The following is a 17,510-nucleotide window of genomic DNA, read 5'->3' as shown; positions in this document are numbered from 1 at the left end:
GATCTCCGAGGCGCCGGCGGCCGACACCGCCGCGCCGGCCCGGGAGCGGACCGACGGGGAGCGGACCGACGGCGAGCGGCCGCAGCGCACCCGCGGGCGCAACCGCGGCGAGCGGGACGGCGGTGACCGCACCAACCGCGAGGTCAGCCAGGATGGCGGTGACCGCGCCGAGCGCGGCAACCGGGACAACCGCGGCGACCGTGACGGCAACCGCGGCCCCGAGCGGGGCGAGCGCGGCGGCCGGCCGGACAACCGGAACGACAGCCGCAACGACCGCGGCAACGACAACCGCAACGACGAGGACGACGACGACTTCGAGGGCGGCCGCGGCCGCCGCGGTCGCCGCTACCGGGACCGCAACCGCCGCGGGAACAACAACCGCGACCGGTTCGACCAGGGCGAGCCGACCGTCAGCGAGGACGACGTCCTGCTGCCCGTGGCCGGCATCCTCGACGTGCTGGACAACTACGCGTTCGTCCGCACCTCCGGCTACCTCACCGGTCCGAACGACGTCTACGTGTCGCTGTCGCAGGTGCGCCGCTACGGCCTGCGCCGCGGCGACGCGATCACCGGCGCCGTCCGGCAGCCGCGCGAGGGCGAGCGCAAGGACAAGTACAACGCGCTGGTCCGGCTGGACACCGTCAACGGCCTGGAGCCCGAGCAGGCCCGGCAGCGCCCGGAGTTCACCAAGCTGACCCCGCTCTACCCGCAGGAGCGCCTGCGGCTGGAGACCGAGCCGCACCAGCTGACCACCCGGGTCATCGACCTGGTCATGCCGATCGGCAAGGGGCAGCGCGCGCTCATCGTCAGCCCGCCGAAGGCCGGGAAGACGATGGTGCTGCAGTCGCTCGCCAACGCGATCACCACGAACAACCCCGAGTGCCACCTCATGGTCGTCCTCGTCGACGAGCGGCCCGAGGAGGTCACCGACATGCAGCGCTCGGTGAAGGGCGAGGTCATCGCCTCGACCTTCGACCGGCCGCCGTCGGACCACACCACGGTCGCGGAGCTGTCCATCGAGCGGGCCAAGCGTCTGGTCGAGATGGGTCACGACGTCGTCGTCCTGCTGGACTCGATCACCCGCCTGGGCCGCGCCTACAACCTGGCGGCCCCCGCCAGCGGGCGCATCCTCTCCGGTGGTGTCGACTCCACGGCGCTCTACCCGCCCAAGCGCTTCCTCGGGGCCGCCCGCAACATCGAGAACGGCGGCTCGCTGACCATCATCGCCTCGGCGCTGGTGGAGACCGGGTCCACGATGGACACCGTCATCTTCGAGGAGTTCAAGGGCACCGGTAACGCGGAGATCAAGCTCGACCGCCGGCTGGCGGACAAGCGGGTCTTCCCGGCCGTCGACGTCAACGCGTCGGGCACGCGCAAGGAAGAGATCCTCATGTCGCCCGACGAGCTGGCCATCGTCATCAAGCTGCGCCGGGTGCTCGCCGCGCTGGAGCCCCAGCAGGCTCTCGAGCTGCTGCTGGACAAGCTCAAGAAGACGCGGAACAACATCGAGTTCCTCATGCAGATCCAGAAGACGACGCTCGGCCCAGGAAACGAGTGAAGGACCCCGGTGCCCCCCACGCCTCGCAGGCTCGGCGCGGGACCCTGCACCGGGGCCGGTTCCAGCACGTCACCAGGCGTCAGGGACACTGATCGACCGAGCCCCGCTGCGCGGCCGGAATGACCGGTCGGCCGCCGGCGTTCGGCCTGACTGAACGGCACAGACTCCCGGAAGAGGCGACATGAAGCCCGGCATCCACCCCGAGTACCACACCACCACGGTGACCTGTGGTTGCGGGAACACCTTCACCACCCGCAGCACGGCGCCCGGCGGCCAGCTGACCGTCGAGACCTGCTCCGCCTGCCACCCGTTCTACACGGGCAAGCAGCGCATCCTGGACACCGGCGGCCGCGTGGCCCGCTTCGAGAAGCGGTTCGGCAAGCGCAACGCCGGCCAGTAGTCCCCCCGACGGCGCCCGTCCCACCTCGTGTGGGGCGGGCGCCGTCGTCGTGTCCAGCCCCGTGCACCGACCGCCCCGGAGAGCCCCGCATGAGCAGCACCGACGCCGCACCGGACCGGGTGGGCGCGCTGCTCGCCGAGCACGCTGCGCTGGAGACCGAGCTGGCCGACCCCGCCGTCCACGCCCACGCATCTCGCGCTCGCCGGCTGGGCCGTCGCTACGCGCAGCTGGCTCCGCTGGTGGAGACCAAGCGCGCGCTGGACGCCGTCCGCGAGGACCTCGCCGCCGCCCGCGAGTTCGCCGCCGAGGACGCCTCCTTCGCCGCCGAGGCCACCGCGCTCGAGCAGCGCGTGCCGGAGCTCGAGGCCCAACTGCGCGAGCTGCTGCTGCCCAAGGACCCCGACGACGACAAGGACGTCATCCTCGAGATCAAGGCGGGGGAGGGCGGCGCGGAGTCGGCGTTGTTCGCCGGCGACCTGCTGCGCATGTACCTGCGCTACGCCGAGCGGCGCGGCTGGGCCACCGAGGTCCTCGACGCCGTCCCGGCCGATCTCGGCGGCTACAAGGACGTGGCGATCGCGGTGAAGTCCCGCAGCGACGAGGGCATCTGGTCCCGGCTGAAGTTCGAGGGCGGCGTGCACCGCGTACAGCGGGTGCCGGTCACCGAGTCGCAGGGCCGCATCCACACCTCCGCCGTCGGCGTCCTGGTGCTGCCCGAGGCCGAGGAGGTCGACGTCACCGTCGACCCGAACGACCTGCGCATCGACGTCTTCCGCTCGTCGGGGCCCGGCGGGCAGAGTGTGAACACGACCGACTCCGCCGTCCGGATCACCCACCTGCCGACCGGCATCGTGGTCAGCTCGCAGAACGAGAAGAGTCAGCTGCAGAACCGGGAGTCGGCCCTGCGCGTACTGCGCTCCCGGCTGCTGGCGGCCGCCCGCGAGGACGCCGCCGCGGCCGCCAGCGACCAGCGCCGCAGCCAGGTCCGTACCGTCGACCGCAGCGAGCGGGTGCGCACCTACAACTTCCCGGAGAGCCGGATCAGCGACCACCGGGTGGGCTTCAAGGCGCACAACCTCGATCAGGTGCTCGACGGCGAGCTCGACCCGGTCATCGACGCGCTCACCCGCGCGCACACCGCCGAGCTGCTGGCGGCCGGCTCCTGAACGCCCGCGGGCTGCTGACCGACGCCGCGCGCCGGCTCGCCGACGCCGGCGTCGAGTCCCCACGGGTAGACGCCGAGCTGCTGCTGGCCCACGCGGTCGGGACCACCCGCACCGGCCTGCTGACCCTCCGCCACGTGCCGGACGACGCCGCCGCGCGGTTCGCGGAACTGGTCGACCAGCGAGCCGGCCGCGTGCCGCTGCAACACCTCACCGGCCGGGCACCGTTCCGCCACCTCGAGCTCGCCGTCGGGCCCGGCGTCTTCGTCCCGCGGCCGGAGACCGAGCAGCTCGTCGAGTGGGCGCTGGCGCAGCTCGCCGGCGTCCCCGAGCCGGTGGTCGTCGACCTGGGCGCCGGATCCGGGGCGATCGCGCTGTCCATCGCGCACGAGCACCCCGGCGCCCGAGTCACAGCCGTCGAGCGCGACCCCGTCGCGATCGAGTGGACGAGGGCGAACGCCGCCGCCCGCGCCGCCGCGGGGGGCACCCCGGTCGAGGTGCTGCCCGGCGACATGACCGACCCGCAGCTGCTGCGCGAGCTCGACGGCACCGTCGACCTCGTCGTCTCCAACCCGCCTTACGTGCCCGACGGCGCGACCGTGCCGCGCGAGGTGGCCGACCACGACCCGCCCCTGGCGCTGTGGGGCGGTCCCGACGGGCTCGACGTCGTCCGCGGGCTGCTGCGCACCGCGGCCCGCCTGCTGCGTCCCGGTGGGGCGCTGGGCATCGAGCACGCCGACCAGCAGGGTGCCGCGCTGCCCGCGCTGGTGCGGGCCTCCGGCGGGTGGACCGACGTGGCCGACCACCCCGACCTCGCCGGTCGCCCGCGGTTCACGACCGCCCGCCGCGGCGACGGATGACAGACTCGCCGCTCGTGGCCGACGTCTACGACTGCACCGACCCCGACGAACGCGCTGCCGGCCTGGACGCCGCGGTGGCGGCGATCGGCGCCGGCGAGCTGGTCCTGCTGCCCACCGACACCGTGTACGGCGTCGCCGCGGACGCCTTCACCCCGGCGGCGGTCGCCCGACTGCTGGCGGCGAAGAACCGGGGCCGGACGATGCCGGTGCCGGTGCTCATCGGCGAGGCTTCCACCCTGGTCGGGCTCGTCACCGTCGTCCCGCCGGTCGCCACCCGGCTGGCCGAGGCGTTCTGGCCCGGCGGCCTCACCCTCGTCGTCGAGCACGCCCCCTCGCTCGCCTGGGACCTGGGGGACGCCGAGGGCACCGTCGCGGTCCGGCTGCCCGACGACGCGGTGGCCCGGGACCTGCTGCGGCGCACCGGCCCGCTCGCCGTCTCCAGCGCCAACCGCTCCGGTCGGCCGGCCGCCACCACCGCCGGCGAGGCGGTCGCCCAGCTCGGGGCGCAGGCGGCCGCCGTCCTCGACGACGGCCCGCGCGCCGGGTCCGCGGCGAGCACGATCGTCGACTGCACCGTGCCGGCGCCGCGGGTGCTGCGCGTCGGCGCAGTCCCGGTCGACCGGTTGCGCGAGGTCGTGTCCGAGGTCGTCGACTGAGGTATGACATCGCTGTCCTACCGGACAGCACCGCGTCCGAGTGCCGTCCCCCTGGCACGTTGAGCCCTTCCCGGTCCGTCTCGCGGGGCCCTCCGGGCCCCACTCGACGGACCGAGGTGGGCTGCGCTCCGACCCGACACCGCGGCCAAGGGCCGTCCCCGGCCGCCGGGGAGCCGCTTCGTCCCCGCTCCGGGGGACCCTCCAGCCGCCGCTCGTCACGGACCTGAGGCCCTCTTGGCGATACCGTGGGACGCACTCCGTCGTCGATCCCCGGGAGATCCGCCGCGATGAGCACGCCCTCCTGGGGCCCCGTCTCCGGCCGGACGTGCCCGCCCGCCACCGTCCCCCGCCCCGTCTGACCCATGCGCGAGTACGTCGTCGTCCTGCTCACCGCGGGGCTGGTCACCTTCCTGGCCACCCCAGTGGTGCGGATGGCGGCGATCCGGCTCCGCATGATGGCCGCACCGCGCGAACGGGACGTGCACGTCATCCCGACCCCGCGCGGGGGTGGCGTGGCCATGTACCTCGGCGTCGCCGCGGCGGTCCTGGTGGCCACCCGACTACCGGCCCTGCAGCGGACGTTCGACGACTCGCAGACGGCCGCGGTCCTGGTCGCCGGCGGGTTGATCTGCGCCCTCGGCGTGCTCGACGACAAGTTCGGTCTGGACGCCCTGACCAAGCTCACCGGTCAGATCGCCGCCGCCGGCGTCATGGTGCTGCTCGGCGTCCAGCTGGCCTTCGTCTTCCTGCCGGTGGCCGACATCGGGACGCTCTCGCTCGGGCCCGACATCGGGGTCCCGCTGACCCTGCTGCTCACCGTCCTCACGGTCAACGCGCTCAACTTCATCGACGGCCTCGACGGCCTCGCCGCCGGCGTCTCGGCGATCGCCGCACTGGCGTTCTTCGCGTACAGCTACGACCTGGGGATCGCCGGCTACGACGACGTCGCCAGCGCCCCGGCCCTGATCACCGCGGTGCTGGCCGGGGCCTGCCTGGGCTTCCTGCCGCACAACTTCAGTCCGGCCCGCATCTTCATGGGCGACTCCGGCTCGATGCTCGTGGGCCTCATGCTCTCGGCGGCCGCCGTCTCGGCGACCGGGCAAGCCGACCCGCAGTCCTTCGACTCCGCGGCGACCCTGCTGCCGTTGGCCCTGCCGCTGCTGGTGCCGATCGCCGTGCTCTCCATCCCGTTCATCGACCTGGTGATGGCCGTCGTCCGCCGCAGCCTGCGGGGCCGGTCGCCGTTCTCGCCGGACAAGATGCATCTGCACCACCGGCTGCTGGCCATCGGCCACTCGCACCGGCGCGCGGTGCTCGTCATGTACTTCTGGGCGGCACTGCTGTCCTTCGGGGCGGTCGCGCTGTCGATCACCGGCGGGCGGGTGGAGCTGCTCGTCTCCATCGCGGTGCTGCTCGTCCTCGGCGTCGTCGTCGTGCTCAGCCCGCGAGCCCGGCGGGCGGCCCGGGAGGCGCGGGCCGCGGAGCTGGCCGCCCAGCGGCGGCGCAGCCGTGCCGACCACCCCACCGCGCGCACCGTCCGCACCGCCGCCCCGTCCGTCCCCGGCCGCTCGTCCGACCCGGCCGCGGAGCCGTCCCCCCAGGGAGTCCGATGAGCACCACCCCGACCCGCTCCGACGCACCGTGGGATCTGTCGTTCCTGCGCGTCGGAGCGTCGGCCGCGGCCGTCGTCGCCGCTCTCGCGGCCCCCGTCGCGGGTCTGGTGGCCGGATGGGACGACGCGGTCGGCGTCCTCGCCGGTGCGGCCGTGGTGACCGCGTTCTTCGTCGTCTCCGGCGTGGTCGTCGCCTGGGCGGGCCGGATCGACGACACGTTCACGCTCCCGGCGGCGCTGGGCGCCTTCTTCGTCAAGGCCCTCGTGCTGTTCGCGGTGCTGAACGCGCTCCCCGAGGACGGGTGGCTCGACCGGCGCACACTGGCCTGGGCGGTCATCGTCGGAGCGCTGCTGTGGAGCGGGGTGCAACTGCGCTGGGTCTGGACCCGGCCGTTGTACTACGTGCCCCCACCCGCGCCCCCGAACGGGCGAGGCACCCGGCCGGAGGAGGACCACGCAGGACGCGGCTGATAGTGTCCCGCCGATGGCCGAGGACGCACCCCGTCGTGGGGACTCTCGGCCTCGACCTGCGAGTCCAGCCCGTCGGGGCAGCGGTGCCGACACCGGCTGGGCGGTCATCGGGACGATGATCTCCGGGATGGCCGTGTGGGGCGGGGCCGGGTGGCTGCTCGACCGGTGGCTCGACACGCGCGTGTTCGTCCCGGTCGGCATCATCCTCGGCATGGCTGCTGCCATCTACCTGGTGGTGGCTCGGTACGGCGCGGCCCCCCCGCCATCGGGAGAGCCGCGCACTCGCACGACCCCGGGCGGACGGCCGGGCGGACCAAGCGACCCTAGTAGGACGCAGAAGGGACCATGGTGACCTCCAGCGCCCTCGAGCGCGGCGGCGTGCTCGCAGTCGAGAGCGACCCCGGTGGCGGATTCGTGGCCCCGGGCATCGAGGAGTTCTACCCGCCGGCGATCGCGGAGTTCTCGGTCCTCGGCATCGACTTCGAGATCACGCGGATCACGATCATCCTGTGGGTCGCGACCCTGGCGATGCTGGCGTTCCTGATTGCGGCGGTGCGCAAGCCGGCCATCGTGCCGGGGAAGCTGCAGTTCATCGGCGAGAGCGGATACTCGCTGGTCCGCGACGGCATCGCGCGCGACGTGGTCGGCCCCAAGGGCCTGCCGTTCGCGCCGTTCCTCGCCTCGCTGTTCTTCTTCATCCTGGCCAACAACCTCATGGCGATCATCCCGTTCGCCCAGATCTCGCCGATGTCGAGGTTCGCCTTCCCCCTCGTGCTCGCCGTCATCTGCTTCGTGATCTACGTCTGGATCGGCATCCGGGAGCAAGGGGCGGGTCGCTACTTCAAGGACATCCTCTTCCTGCCCGGTGTGCCGAAGCCGATGTACATCCTGGTCACGCCGATCGAGATCCTGCAGAACTTCGTCGTCCGGCCGTTCACCCTCGCCGTCCGGCTCTTCGCCAACATGTTCGCCGGCCACATGCTGCTCGTCGTGTTCTCGCTGGGCGCGGTCTACCTGTTCAGCCGGGACAACTTCTCGTTCATCTTCGGCCCCGTGTCGGCGCTGATGGCGATCGTGATGACCTTCTTCGAGCTGCTCGTCATCTTCCTGCAGGCCTACGTCTTCACCGTCCTGATGGGGACCTACCTCAACGGCTCCATCGAGGCCGAGCACTGACCCTCCGGGCAGCGCCCCTTCCTGAACCGCACCACCCGCACGACCCCGCCAGCCGCCCGGCGCCCGCCGGGCGACGACAGAGGAGGAACACCCCGCAATGGACGTTCTGGCAGAGCTCACCGGCTCCATCGGCTCCGTGGGCTACGGCCTCGCCGCGATCGGTCCCGGCATCGGCGTCGGCATCGTCTGGGCCGCCTACATCCAGGCGACCGCGCGCCAGCCCGAGTCCGCCGGCCTGACCCGCACGTACGCCTTCCTCGGCTTCGCCCTCTCCGAGGCGCTCGCGCTGATCGGCTTCGTCGTCCCCTTCGTCTTCGGCATCTGACCCTTACACCTGAGTACGGGAACCGACTCCAGACAGGGACACTGAGACCATGAGCATCCTGGCCGCGGAGGGGCCGAATCCCCTCATCCCGCCCGTCGGCGAGATCATCATCGGGCTGATCGCCTTCGCGATCGTGCTGCTGGTGCTGTTCAAGTTCGTCGCGCCCCGCTTCGAGCAGGTCTTCCGGGCCCGCCGCGAGGCGATCGAGGGTGGGATCGAGCGGGCCGAGGCGATGCAGGCCGAAGCCAAGGCGGCACTGGAGCAGTACCGCGCCCAGCTGGCCGAGGCCCGTACCGAGGCCGCGCAGATCCGCGACCAGGCTCGCGCCGAGGGGCAGCAGATCCTCGAGGAGCTGCGGGCCCAGGCCCAGCAGGAGTCCGCGCGGATCGTCGCCCGCGGCGAGGAGCAGCTGGCGACCTCGCGTCAGCAGGTCGTCAACGAGCTGCGCGGCCAGATCGGCCGCCTCGCCGTCGACCTCGCCGGCCGGGTGGTCGGCGAGTCCCTCGAGGACCAGGCGCGCCGCAGCGGCACCGTCGACCGGTTCCTCGACCAGCTCGACGGCATGGCCGCCGGCACCTCGCCCGACGGTCGGGGCGGCGCCACGGGCAGCGCCGTCTACGCGCCGCAGGGCGACCGCTGATGGATGCCTCCAGCCGCGAGGCGCTCGCCGCGGTGCGGGAGCGCCAGACGGAGCTCACCCGACCGGCCACCGGCCTGCTCGAGAAGGCGCGTGACCGCCTGACCGGGCAGGAGCGCGCCGCCACGGACGACGAGCTGGTCGCGCTGGCCGACGAGCTCTTCGCCGTCGCGCGCCTCCTCGACGGGCAGGTCGCCCTGCGCCGGGCGCTGTCCGACCCGTCGGCGACCCCGGCCGACCGGGCCGGCGTCGCCCGGCGAGTGCTGTCCGGCCGGGTCTCAGGGGCGACGCTCGACCTGGTCGAGACCGCCGCCCGGCAACGCTGGTCGCGGCCGCTGGACCTGGTGGAGGCGACCGAGGCGCTGGCGACCGACGCCGCCCTGGACGCCGCGGACGCCCGCGGTGAGCTGGACGGCGTCGAGGACGAGCTGTTCCGTTTCGGGCGTATCGTCGGTGGAGATGCGGAACTGTCCCGGATCCTCAGCGATCGCACCGCTCCGGCCGCGGGCAAGACGGCGCTGCTGGAGCGGCTGCTCGACGGCCGGGTCAGCCCGATCACCGCGATGCTGCTGCGCAGCCACCTCACCGGCCGGTCCATCGGCAACGCGGAGAACACCATCGAGCGGCTCTCCGAGGCGGCCTCGAGCCGCCGTGGACAGTCGGTGGCGCGCGTGACCACCGCTGTGGAGCTGACCGAGGTGCAGGAGCGCCGCCTGACCGACCTGCTGAGCCGCCTCTACAACCGGCCGATGGGCCTGCAGGTCACCATCGACCCCAGCGTGCTCGGCGGCCTGGTCATCCGCGTCGGTGACGAGGTCATCGACGGCAGCATCGCCCACCGCCTCGAGGCCGCCGGCCGACGGCTCGTCGGCTGACTCGCCCCACCGCCTCCCAGACAGACACGACCCAGCAGGGAAGAGGACACCACGCCATGGCCGAGCTGACGATCTCCGCCGACGAGATCCGCAGTGCCATCCAGAACTACGTCACCGAGTACTCGCCCGACGTCTCGCGGGAAGAGGTCGGGATCGTCACCGAGGCTGGCGACGGCATCGCCCGGGTCGAGGGCCTGCCCTCGGTCATGACCAACGAGCTGCTCGAGTTCGAGAGCGGCGTCCGCGGCCTGGCGCTGAACCTCGACGTCCGCGAGGTCGGTGTCGTCGTCCTCGGCGACTACGCCGGCATCGAGGAGGGCCAGCAGGTCCGCCGGACCGGCGAGGTCCTCTCCGTGCCGGTCGGCGACGGCTACCTCGGCCGCGTGGTAGACCCGCTGGGCAACCCCATCGACGGCGCCGGCCCGATCGCCACCACCGGTCGGCGAGCGCTGGAGCTGCAGGCCCCGACCGTCGTCCAGCGGCAGTCGGTGCACGAGCCGATGCAGACCGGCATCAAGGCCATCGACGCCATGACGCCGATCGGCCGTGGCCAGCGCCAGCTGGTCATCGGCGACCGGCAGACCGGCAAGACCGCGATCGTCACCGACACGATCATCAACCAGAAGCAGGCCTGGGAGACCGGGGACCCGAGCCAGCAGGTCCGCTGCATCTACGTCGCGGTCGGTCAGAAGGGCTCGACGATCGCCGCCATCCGCGCCTCCCTCGAGGAGGCCGGCGCGATGGAGTACACGACCATCGTCGCCGCCCCCGCCTCGGAGGCCGCGGGCTTCAAGTACATCGCCCCCTACACCGGCTCGGCCATCGGCCAGCACTGGATGTACGAGGGCAAGCACGTCCTGATCGTCTTCGACGACCTGTCCAAGCAGGCCGAGGCCTACCGCGCGGTCTCGCTGCTGCTGCGCCGTCCGCCGGGCCGCGAGGCCTACCCGGGCGACGTCTTCTACCTGCACTCCCGGCTGCTGGAGCGCTGCGCCAAGCTCTCCGACGAGCTCGGTGCGGGCTCGATGACCGGCCTGCCGCTCATCGAGACCAAGGGCAACGACGTGTCGGCCTACATCCCGACCAACGTCATCTCGATCACCGACGGGCAGATCTTCCTCGAGACGGGTCTGTTCAACTCCGGTGTCCGCCCGGCGATCAACGTCGGCATCTCGGTCTCCCGCGTCGGTGGCTCGGCGCAGATCAAGGCGATGAAGTCCGTCGCCGGCCGGCTGCGGCTGGACCTGGCGCAGTACCGCGAGCTCGAGGCCTTCGCCTCGTTCTCCTCCGACCTCGACGCCTCCAGCCGGGCCACGCTCGAGCGTGGCCAGCGCCTGGTGGAGTTGCTCAAGCAGGGCCAGTACCAGCCCTACCCGGTGGAACGCGAGGTCGTGTCCATCTGGCTGGGCACCACCGGCAAGCTGGACAAGGTCCCGGTGCCGGAGGTCCGCCGCTTCGAGGCCGAGTTCCTCGACTACGTCGCCCGCAACCACGGCGGCGTCTTCGACGGGATCCGGCAGAGCAAGGCTCTCGGGGACGACGCCGTCCGTGGCCTGGAGACCGCGGTCGAGGAGTTCTACGGTCAGTTCCAGACCGCCGAGGGCGGGACGCTGCGGGTCAACGAGGACGAGGCCGAGGCGATGGACGCGTCCGAGCGCGGCCAGGAGCGCGTCCAGGTCAAGCGGAGCGCCTGACCGTGGCCGCCAACCTCCGCGCGCTGCGGCGCCGCATCCGCTCCACGCGGTCGACGAAGAAGATCTTCTCGGCGCAGGAGCTGATCGCCGGCGCCCGCATCGTGCGCGCGCAGGCCCGGGTGGAGGCCTCCAAGCCCTACGCCCGGGAGATCACCCGGGTGCTGTCGGCCCTGGCCTCCTCCGCGTCGCTGGACCATCCGCTGCTGACCGAGCGGCAGGACGCGCGCCGGGCGGCGGTCCTCGTGATCACCTCCGACCGCGGCTTCGCGGGCTCCTACAACGTCAACGTGTTGCGTCGCACCGAGGAGCTGCTCTCGCTGCTCCGCCAGGAGGGCAAGGAGCCGGTCCTCTACGTGGTCGGCCGGAAGGGGGAGACCTACTACTCCTTCCGCAACCGCCCGGTGGCGGAGACCTTCACCGGCTTCTCGGAACAGCCGGGCTACCCCGACGCCCAGCGCGTGGGCGAGCAGCTCATCGCCGCCTTCACCGCCGGTCAGGACGACGACGAGAGCGGTGCCGGCGCCGACGGCGTCCTAGGCGTGGACGAGCTGCACATCGTCTACACCGAGTTCCGGTCGCTGCTCGCCCAGGTCCCGGTCGCCAAGCGGATGGCTCCGCTGGAGGTCGAGGAGGTCGAGGAGTTCGACTACGAGCGGGAGGACAGGGAGCGCGGCGCGGCGGCCGGCACCGGTGACTCCGGGGTGCCGACGTCGTACGAGTTCGAGCCCTCGCCCGATGTCCTGCTCGACGCTCTCCTGCCCAAGTACGTCACGACGCGGATCTTCGCGGCCATGCTCGAGTCGGCGGCGTCGGAGTCGGCGTCCCGGCGGCGGGCCATGAAGTCGGCGTCGGACAACGCCGAGGAGCTCGCCAAGAATCTCTCGCGGCAGGCGAACCAGGCCCGCCAGGCCGAGATCACCCAGGAGATCAGTGAGATCGTGGGCGGTGCGGACGCGCTGGTGTCTGCGGGCGCCGACGACTGACCCCACCCCCGACCGCTCCGCGGCCGGGACGCCGAAGACGCGCCAACAACCGAGCCCGAGGGCAGGAGAACAGTACAGATGACCGTCACCGAGGACCGTCCGACCACCCAGACGACCGGCCGCGTCGTCCGGGTCACCGGGCCGGTCGTCGACGTCGAGTTCCCGCGCGACGCGATGCCCGACCTGTTCAACGCCCTGCAGGTGGAGGTCACCCTCGCCGACCTGGGCAAGACGCTGACCCTCGAGGTCGCCCAGCACCTGGGTGACAACGTGGTCCGCACCATCTCGATGCAGCCGACCGACGGTCTGGTCCGGGGCGCCGAGGTCCGCGACACCGGCTCGGCGATCTCCGTGCCGGTCGGCGACGTGACCACCGGCCACGTGTGGAACGCCCTCGGCCAGTGCCTGGACCAGCCCGGCTACGGCTCCGACGCGCCGCGCTGGGAAATCCACCGGCACGCGCCGCGGTTCGACCAGCTCGAGGGCCGCACCGAGATGCTGGAGACCGGCATCAAGGTCATCGACCTGCTCACCCCCTACGTGGCCGGCGGGAAGATCGGCCTGTTCGGCGGCGCGGGTGTGGGCAAGACGGTGCTCATCCAGGAGATGATCCGCCGGGTCGCCCAGGAGTTCGGTGGCGTGTCGGTGTTCGCCGGTGTCGGCGAGCGCACCCGCGAGGGCAACGACCTCATCACCGAGATGACCGAGTCCGGCGTCATCGAGTCCACCGCCCTGGTGTTCGGCCAGATGGACGAGCCGCCGGGCACCCGGCTGCGGGTGGCGCTGTCGGCGCTGACGATGGCGGAGTACTTCCGTGACGAGCAGAACCAGGACGTGCTGCTCTTCATCGACAACATCTTCCGGTTCACGCAGGCCGGCTCGGAGGTCTCCACGCTGCTGGGCCGCATGCCCTCCGCCGTGGGCTACCAGCCGACCCTCGCCGACGAGATGGGTGAGCTGCAGGAGCGGATCACCTCCACCCGCGGCCACTCGATCACCTCGATGCAGGCCATCTACGTGCCCGCCGACGACATCACCGACCCGGCGCCGCACACCACCTTCGCGCACCTCGACGCGACGACGGTGCTCTCCCGGCCGATCTCGGAGAAGGGCATCTACCCGGCCGTGGACCCGCTGGACTCCACCAGCCGGATCCTCGACCCGCAGTACATCGGGCAGGAGCACTACGCGATCGCCCAGACGGTGAAGCAGGTCCTGCAGCGCTACCAGGAGCTGCAGGACATCATCGCGATCCTCGGCATCGACGAGCTCTCCGAGGAGGACAAGGTCACGGTCAACCGGGCCCGGCGCGTCGAGCGCTTCCTCTCGCAGAACATGTTCGTGGCCGAGGCATTCACCGGTCAGCCCGGCTCCTACGTGCCGGTGTCGGAGACGCTGCAGGCGTTCAAGGCGATCACCGACGGCGAGTACGACAACGTACCGGAGCAGGCCTTCTTCATGTGCGGTGGCCTCGAGGACCTCGAGCGCAACGCCGACAAGCTGAAGCGGGGCTGAGCCTCGCCGGCGCCGCCGGGAACGGTCGGGTCCGCTACGGACCCGGCCGTTCTCGTGTGCCCGGGGACGGGCAGGGGTAGCCCGCCGGTGGCGGCATGGGCCGGCAGGTGTGGTGCGGGGTCGCCTCAAGGGCGTCCCGTTCGATGCCGATCAGGAGCGGGGAGGCCCGGACGAGCTGGGCGACGTTCGGGGGACGACGTGGACGGGATCACCGGGAGCAGAGCGGACGGTGCCGACTGGAGCTGGCCTCCGTCGGCTGCGGTGCCCTACGTCGGCGGCCGGCAGTTCGTCACCGAGGACTGGGCCCCGGCGTCGACCGTTCGCCGCCCGTGGGTCCGCGTAGGGCGCTGGACGCTGCTGTACCGCCGCGGCGCCTGAGGAAGGACCCTGTCCTGCCCCCGCCACTCGCAGGCTCAGGGCGGTTCCCTGGACGGGGCCGCCCTGCCCCCGCCACTCGCAAGGTCGCGGCGGGACCCTGCAGGAGGGCCGCCATCCTGCCCACCCTTGCAGGGTCGGGGCGGTGCCCTGGACGGGGCCGGGGCCGTGCCCGGCAGGGGCCTCGGGTGGTGGGCCGGACGGCCTGCCGAGATGCGCCGGACGCGGCCGATAGAGTGGGGCCCGACCCGTCGCCGTGTCCACCCCGGACGTGGCGTGCCCGTACCGCCGGTCGGTGGACCCCGAGGAGTGTCGTGGCGACCCTGCATGTCGAGTTGGTGGCCGTCGAGCGGATGATCTGGTCCGGCGAGGCCGAGCGGGTGATCGCCCGCACGACCGAGGGTGAGCTCGGTGTGCTGCCGGGGCACGCACCGCTGCTGGGCCAGCTCGCCGAGGGTGGCGTCGTGACCGTGCGCACCGTCGAGGGCGAGGACATGGTCGTGGCCGCGCACGGCGGCTTCCTGTCGGTCACCGGGCGAGGTGTGTCGATCCTCGCGGAGACCGCCGAGATCTCGTCCGAGATCGACGTCGAGCGGGCCCGCGAGGCGCTCCGTCGCGCCGAGCAGGCCGGGGACGAACCCGAGGCCCTGGCGGCCGCCCGGCGCGCCCAGTCCCGGCTGCGGGCCGCCGGCCAGGACGCCTGAGCCCCAGCCGACGTCCCGCCCGACACCCCTGCGCCGCGGATGCTCACCGAGCTGCTCATCCTGGCCGCCGTGGTGGCCGTCGTCGGGTTGGTGGTCGCCTTCCTGCTGCGCCGCCGTCTCCTGCTCACCGGCCTGGGTGCGGTCACCATGTGGCTGCGGCCGACCGGCTCGTCGCGCTGGTCGGTGGGGGTTGCCTGGTACGGCGGCGACTCGCTGCTCTGGTACCGGGCGCTGTCGCTGTCGGTGCGGCCACAGCAGCGGCTGTGCCGGGCGGAGGTCCAGGTGCAGGGGCGGCGCCGGGCCTGCGCGGAGGACGTCGCGCTGCCCGCGGACGTCGTCGTCCTCTCCTGCGCCACCGCGGCCGGCCCCCGGGAGCTGGCCATGGACCCCTCGACGGTGACGGGATTCCTCTCCTGGGTCGAGTCGGCCCCGCCGGTGCGCTGAAGGAGCCGCGATCAACTCTCGTCGGCGGCCGCCCGCTGTGCGTGCGCCCCGCTGTGCGCCCCCGGCTCCCACAGGACGTCACCACCGGGGTTGGCGACCCGGGCGAGGATGAACAGCAGGTCCGAGAGCCGGTTGAGGTAGCGCGCGGTCTCGGGGTTGGTGCGCTCGCCGTCGGCCGTCAGCAGCGCCCACACGCTGCGCTCCGCCCGGCGGGTGACGACCCGCGCCTGGTGCAGCAGCGCCGCCAGTGGCGTGCCTCCCGGCAGGATGAAGCTGGCCAGCTTGGGCAGCGCCTCGTTGTGGACGTCGCAGGCGGCCTCGAGCCGCTCGGTGTAGGCGGCGGTCACCCGCAGCGGTGGGTACTGCGGGTCCGGTGTGACCGGGGTGGACAGGTCGGCGCCGACGTCGAACAGGTCGTTCTGCACACTGCGCAGCAACTCGGTGAGCTCCGGCGTCGGCGACCCGAAGGCCAGGGCGACCCCCAGCACGCTGTTGGCCTCGTCCACGTCGGCGTAGGCCACCAGGCGTGGGTCGGTCTTGGCCACCCGGCTCATGTCGCCGAGGTGCGTCTGGCCGGCGTCACCGGTCTTCGTGTAGATGCGGGTCAGCCGGACGGTCATGCAGCCGAGCCTAGAAGAAGGACCCCGCTGCCCTCGGCCCCGTCCCGAGGCTCGACCCGAGCGTGCGAGGGGTGAGGAGGACGGGGTCCTTCACCTCGCGGCGGGACCCTGCAACGGGGCCGCCGTAGGGTGGGCCGGTGGAGTGCTTCGAGGTCACCGGCGGCACGGCCCTGACCGGACGGGTGCGGGTCACCGGCGCCAAGAACAGCGCCCTCAAGCTCATGGCGGCCGCGCTGCTGGCCGCCGGGCGGACCACCATCGAGGAGGTTCCCGACATCCTCGACGTCGCCATCATGAGCGAGGTGCTACGCCGGCTCGGCTGCGACGTCACCTACGAGCGTCATGAGCACGGCGGCGGTCGGCTGGTCGTCGACGTGCCCGAGGAGCCCTCCACCGAGACCGACTACGACCTGGTGCGCCGGATGCGGGCCTCGATCAGCGTGCTCGGCCCGCTGGTCGCCCGGTGCGGCTCGGCCCGGGTCGCGCTGCCCGGTGGCGACGCGATCGGGTCCCGCGGGCTGGACATGCACATCTCCGGCCTGGAGCGGCTGGGCGCCACCATCGACAGCGAGCACGGCTTCCTGGTGGCCACCGCGCCCCGGCTGAGGGGCACCACCATCTGGCTGGACTTCCCGTCGGTCGGCGCGACGGAGAACCTGGTCATGGCCGCGGTGCTGGCCGAGGGCAGCACGGTGATCGACAACGCCGCCCGCGAGCCGGAGATCATCGATTTGTGCACCATGCTCACCGCGATGGGGGCGCAGATCGAGGGCGCCGGCACGTCCACCATCACCGTCGAGGGGGTCCCGGCGCTGGAGCCGGTCACCTACACGACCGTGCCCGACCGCATCGTCGCCGGAACCTGGGCGATCGGTGCGGTCATGACCCGAGGGGACGTCGTCATCGAGCGGGCCGTCGCCGACCACCTCACCGTCGCGCTGGCCAAGCTCACCGACGCCGGGGCGCACGTCGAGCCGCTGCCCGACGGCCTGCGGGTCGCGATGGACGGCCGCCCACGGTGCGTGGACGTCGTCACGCTGCCCTATCCGGGGTTCCCGACCGACCTGCAGCCCATGGCGGTCGCGCTGGCGGCGGTCTCCACCGGCACCGCGCTGATCACGGAGAACGTGTTCGAAGGCCGGTTCATGTTCGTCAACGAGCTGGTCCGGCTGGGCGCCTCGGTGCGCATCGACGGGCACCACGCCGTCGTCCGAGGCCGGGAGCGGCTCTCCAGCGCGCCGGTGCTGGCCACCGACATCCGTGCCGGCGCCGGGCTGGTGCTGGCCGGGCTGGTCTCCGACGGCGTCACGGAGGTGCAGGACGTGCACCACGTCGACCGCGGCTATCCCGACTTCGTGGAGCAGCTGCGCGGCCTCGGCGCCAAGATCGAGCGGGTGCGGCGCCCCGACTAGGCCCTCCTGTAGGGCCCCGCCGCGAGCCTG

The 17,510-nt window shown here is 72.6% G+C and carries 17 protein-coding genes and 1 pseudogene; 17 read left to right on the top strand and 1 reads right to left on the bottom strand.

The genetic code is table 11. From position 1 onward, the window contains the following. Positions 1-442 precede the first annotated feature (442 nt). The 16 genes and pseudogenes from rho to E4P41_RS05290 form a co-directional block, all read left to right on the top strand. Positions 443-1,558, top strand: a pseudogene (gene rho / locus E4P41_RS05370) (transcription termination factor Rho); the annotation flags it as partial. Between the two features lie 181 nt (positions 1,559-1,739). Further along, the gene (gene rpmE, locus E4P41_RS05365) at positions 1,740-1,958 is read left to right on the top strand and encodes a 50S ribosomal protein L31 (RefSeq protein WP_135139893.1); all 219 of its coding nucleotides are present in this window, start codon (positions 1,740-1,742) and stop codon (positions 1,956-1,958) included. An 89-nt stretch (positions 1,959-2,047) separates the two neighbouring features. Continuing rightward, positions 2,048-3,124, top strand: a complete 1,077-nt coding sequence (gene prfA / locus E4P41_RS05360; protein WP_135139892.1) for a peptide chain release factor 1 — start codon at positions 2,048-2,050, stop codon at positions 3,122-3,124. Next, positions 3,121-3,981 carry a peptide chain release factor N(5)-glutamine methyltransferase gene (prmC, locus tag E4P41_RS05355; protein ID WP_135139903.1) on the top strand — a complete coding sequence of 287 codons (861 nt, stop codon included), beginning with the start codon at positions 3,121-3,123 and terminating at the stop codon, positions 3,979-3,981. The genes prfA and prmC overlap by 4 nt, the downstream gene beginning before the upstream one ends. A gap of 14 nt (positions 3,982-3,995) precedes the next feature. After that, positions 3,996-4,637: an L-threonylcarbamoyladenylate synthase gene (locus E4P41_RS05350; protein ID WP_245177126.1), complete on the top strand. Its 642-nt coding sequence runs from the start codon at positions 3,996-3,998 to the stop codon at positions 4,635-4,637. A gap of 362 nt (positions 4,638-4,999) precedes the next feature. Beyond that, positions 5,000-6,250, top strand: a complete 1,251-nt coding sequence (locus tag E4P41_RS05345; RefSeq protein WP_135139890.1) for an MraY family glycosyltransferase — start codon at positions 5,000-5,002, stop codon at positions 6,248-6,250. Then, on the top strand, positions 6,247-6,720 hold the full coding sequence (locus E4P41_RS05340; RefSeq protein ID WP_135139889.1) for a hypothetical protein: 474 nt from the start codon (positions 6,247-6,249) through the stop codon (positions 6,718-6,720). Before E4P41_RS05345 ends, E4P41_RS05340 begins: the two co-directional genes overlap by 4 nt. A 345-nt stretch (positions 6,721-7,065) precedes the next feature. After that, on the top strand, positions 7,066-7,896 hold the full coding sequence (gene atpB, locus E4P41_RS05330; RefSeq protein WP_245177124.1) for a F0F1 ATP synthase subunit A: 831 nt from the start codon (positions 7,066-7,068) through the stop codon (positions 7,894-7,896). A 97-nt stretch (positions 7,897-7,993) separates the two neighbouring features. Beyond that, the gene (gene atpE / locus E4P41_RS05325) at positions 7,994-8,221 is read left to right on the top strand and encodes an ATP synthase F0 subunit C (RefSeq protein WP_135139887.1); all 228 of its coding nucleotides are present in this window, start codon (positions 7,994-7,996) and stop codon (positions 8,219-8,221) included. Between the two features lie 49 nt (positions 8,222-8,270). Then, positions 8,271-8,861, top strand: a complete 591-nt coding sequence (locus E4P41_RS05320) for a F0F1 ATP synthase subunit B (protein ID WP_135139886.1) — start codon at positions 8,271-8,273, stop codon at positions 8,859-8,861. Continuing rightward, the gene (locus E4P41_RS05315) at positions 8,861-9,733 is read left to right on the top strand and encodes a F0F1 ATP synthase subunit delta (protein WP_135139885.1); all 873 of its coding nucleotides are present in this window, start codon (positions 8,861-8,863) and stop codon (positions 9,731-9,733) included. The genes E4P41_RS05320 and E4P41_RS05315 overlap by 1 nt, the downstream gene beginning before the upstream one ends. 56 nt (positions 9,734-9,789) lie before the next feature. Next, the gene (atpA, locus tag E4P41_RS05310) at positions 9,790-11,427 is read left to right on the top strand and encodes a F0F1 ATP synthase subunit alpha (protein ID WP_135139884.1); all 1,638 of its coding nucleotides are present in this window, start codon (positions 9,790-9,792) and stop codon (positions 11,425-11,427) included. Between the two features lie 2 nt (positions 11,428-11,429). Next, positions 11,430-12,410, top strand: coding sequence for a F0F1 ATP synthase subunit gamma (locus tag E4P41_RS05305; RefSeq protein WP_135139883.1), 981 nt, complete (start codon positions 11,430-11,432; stop codon positions 12,408-12,410). A gap of 78 nt (positions 12,411-12,488) precedes the next feature. Continuing rightward, the gene (gene atpD / locus E4P41_RS05300; RefSeq protein WP_135139882.1) at positions 12,489-13,925 is read left to right on the top strand and encodes a F0F1 ATP synthase subunit beta; all 1,437 of its coding nucleotides are present in this window, start codon (positions 12,489-12,491) and stop codon (positions 13,923-13,925) included. Between the two features lie 689 nt (positions 13,926-14,614). Continuing rightward, positions 14,615-15,004, top strand: a complete 390-nt coding sequence (locus E4P41_RS05295; RefSeq protein WP_135139881.1) for a F0F1 ATP synthase subunit epsilon — start codon at positions 14,615-14,617, stop codon at positions 15,002-15,004. Between the two features lie 39 nt (positions 15,005-15,043). Beyond that, entirely contained in the window at positions 15,044-15,448 is a 405-nt protein-coding gene (locus tag E4P41_RS05290) for a DUF2550 domain-containing protein (protein ID WP_135139880.1), read from the top strand. 11 nt (positions 15,449-15,459) lie between these two features. Here E4P41_RS05290 and E4P41_RS05285 read toward each other — a convergent pair whose 3' ends face one another. Beyond that, positions 15,460-16,068, bottom strand: coding sequence for a cob(I)yrinic acid a,c-diamide adenosyltransferase (locus E4P41_RS05285; RefSeq protein WP_135139879.1), 609 nt, complete (start codon positions 16,066-16,068; stop codon positions 15,460-15,462). Between the two features lie 137 nt (positions 16,069-16,205). On the opposite strand from E4P41_RS05285, the gene murA reads away from it, so the two are divergent. Then, positions 16,206-17,480, top strand: a complete 1,275-nt coding sequence (murA, locus tag E4P41_RS05280) for a UDP-N-acetylglucosamine 1-carboxyvinyltransferase (RefSeq protein ID WP_135139878.1) — start codon at positions 16,206-16,208, stop codon at positions 17,478-17,480. The last annotated feature ends 30 nt before the right edge of the window (positions 17,481-17,510 follow it).

Origin of the sequence: Geodermatophilus sp. DF01-2 (assembly GCF_004571065.1) — a bacterium.
Taxonomy (GTDB): Bacteria; Actinomycetota; Actinomycetes; order Mycobacteriales; family Geodermatophilaceae; genus Geodermatophilus.
This window is presented reverse-complemented; position numbering and strand designations above follow the sequence as displayed.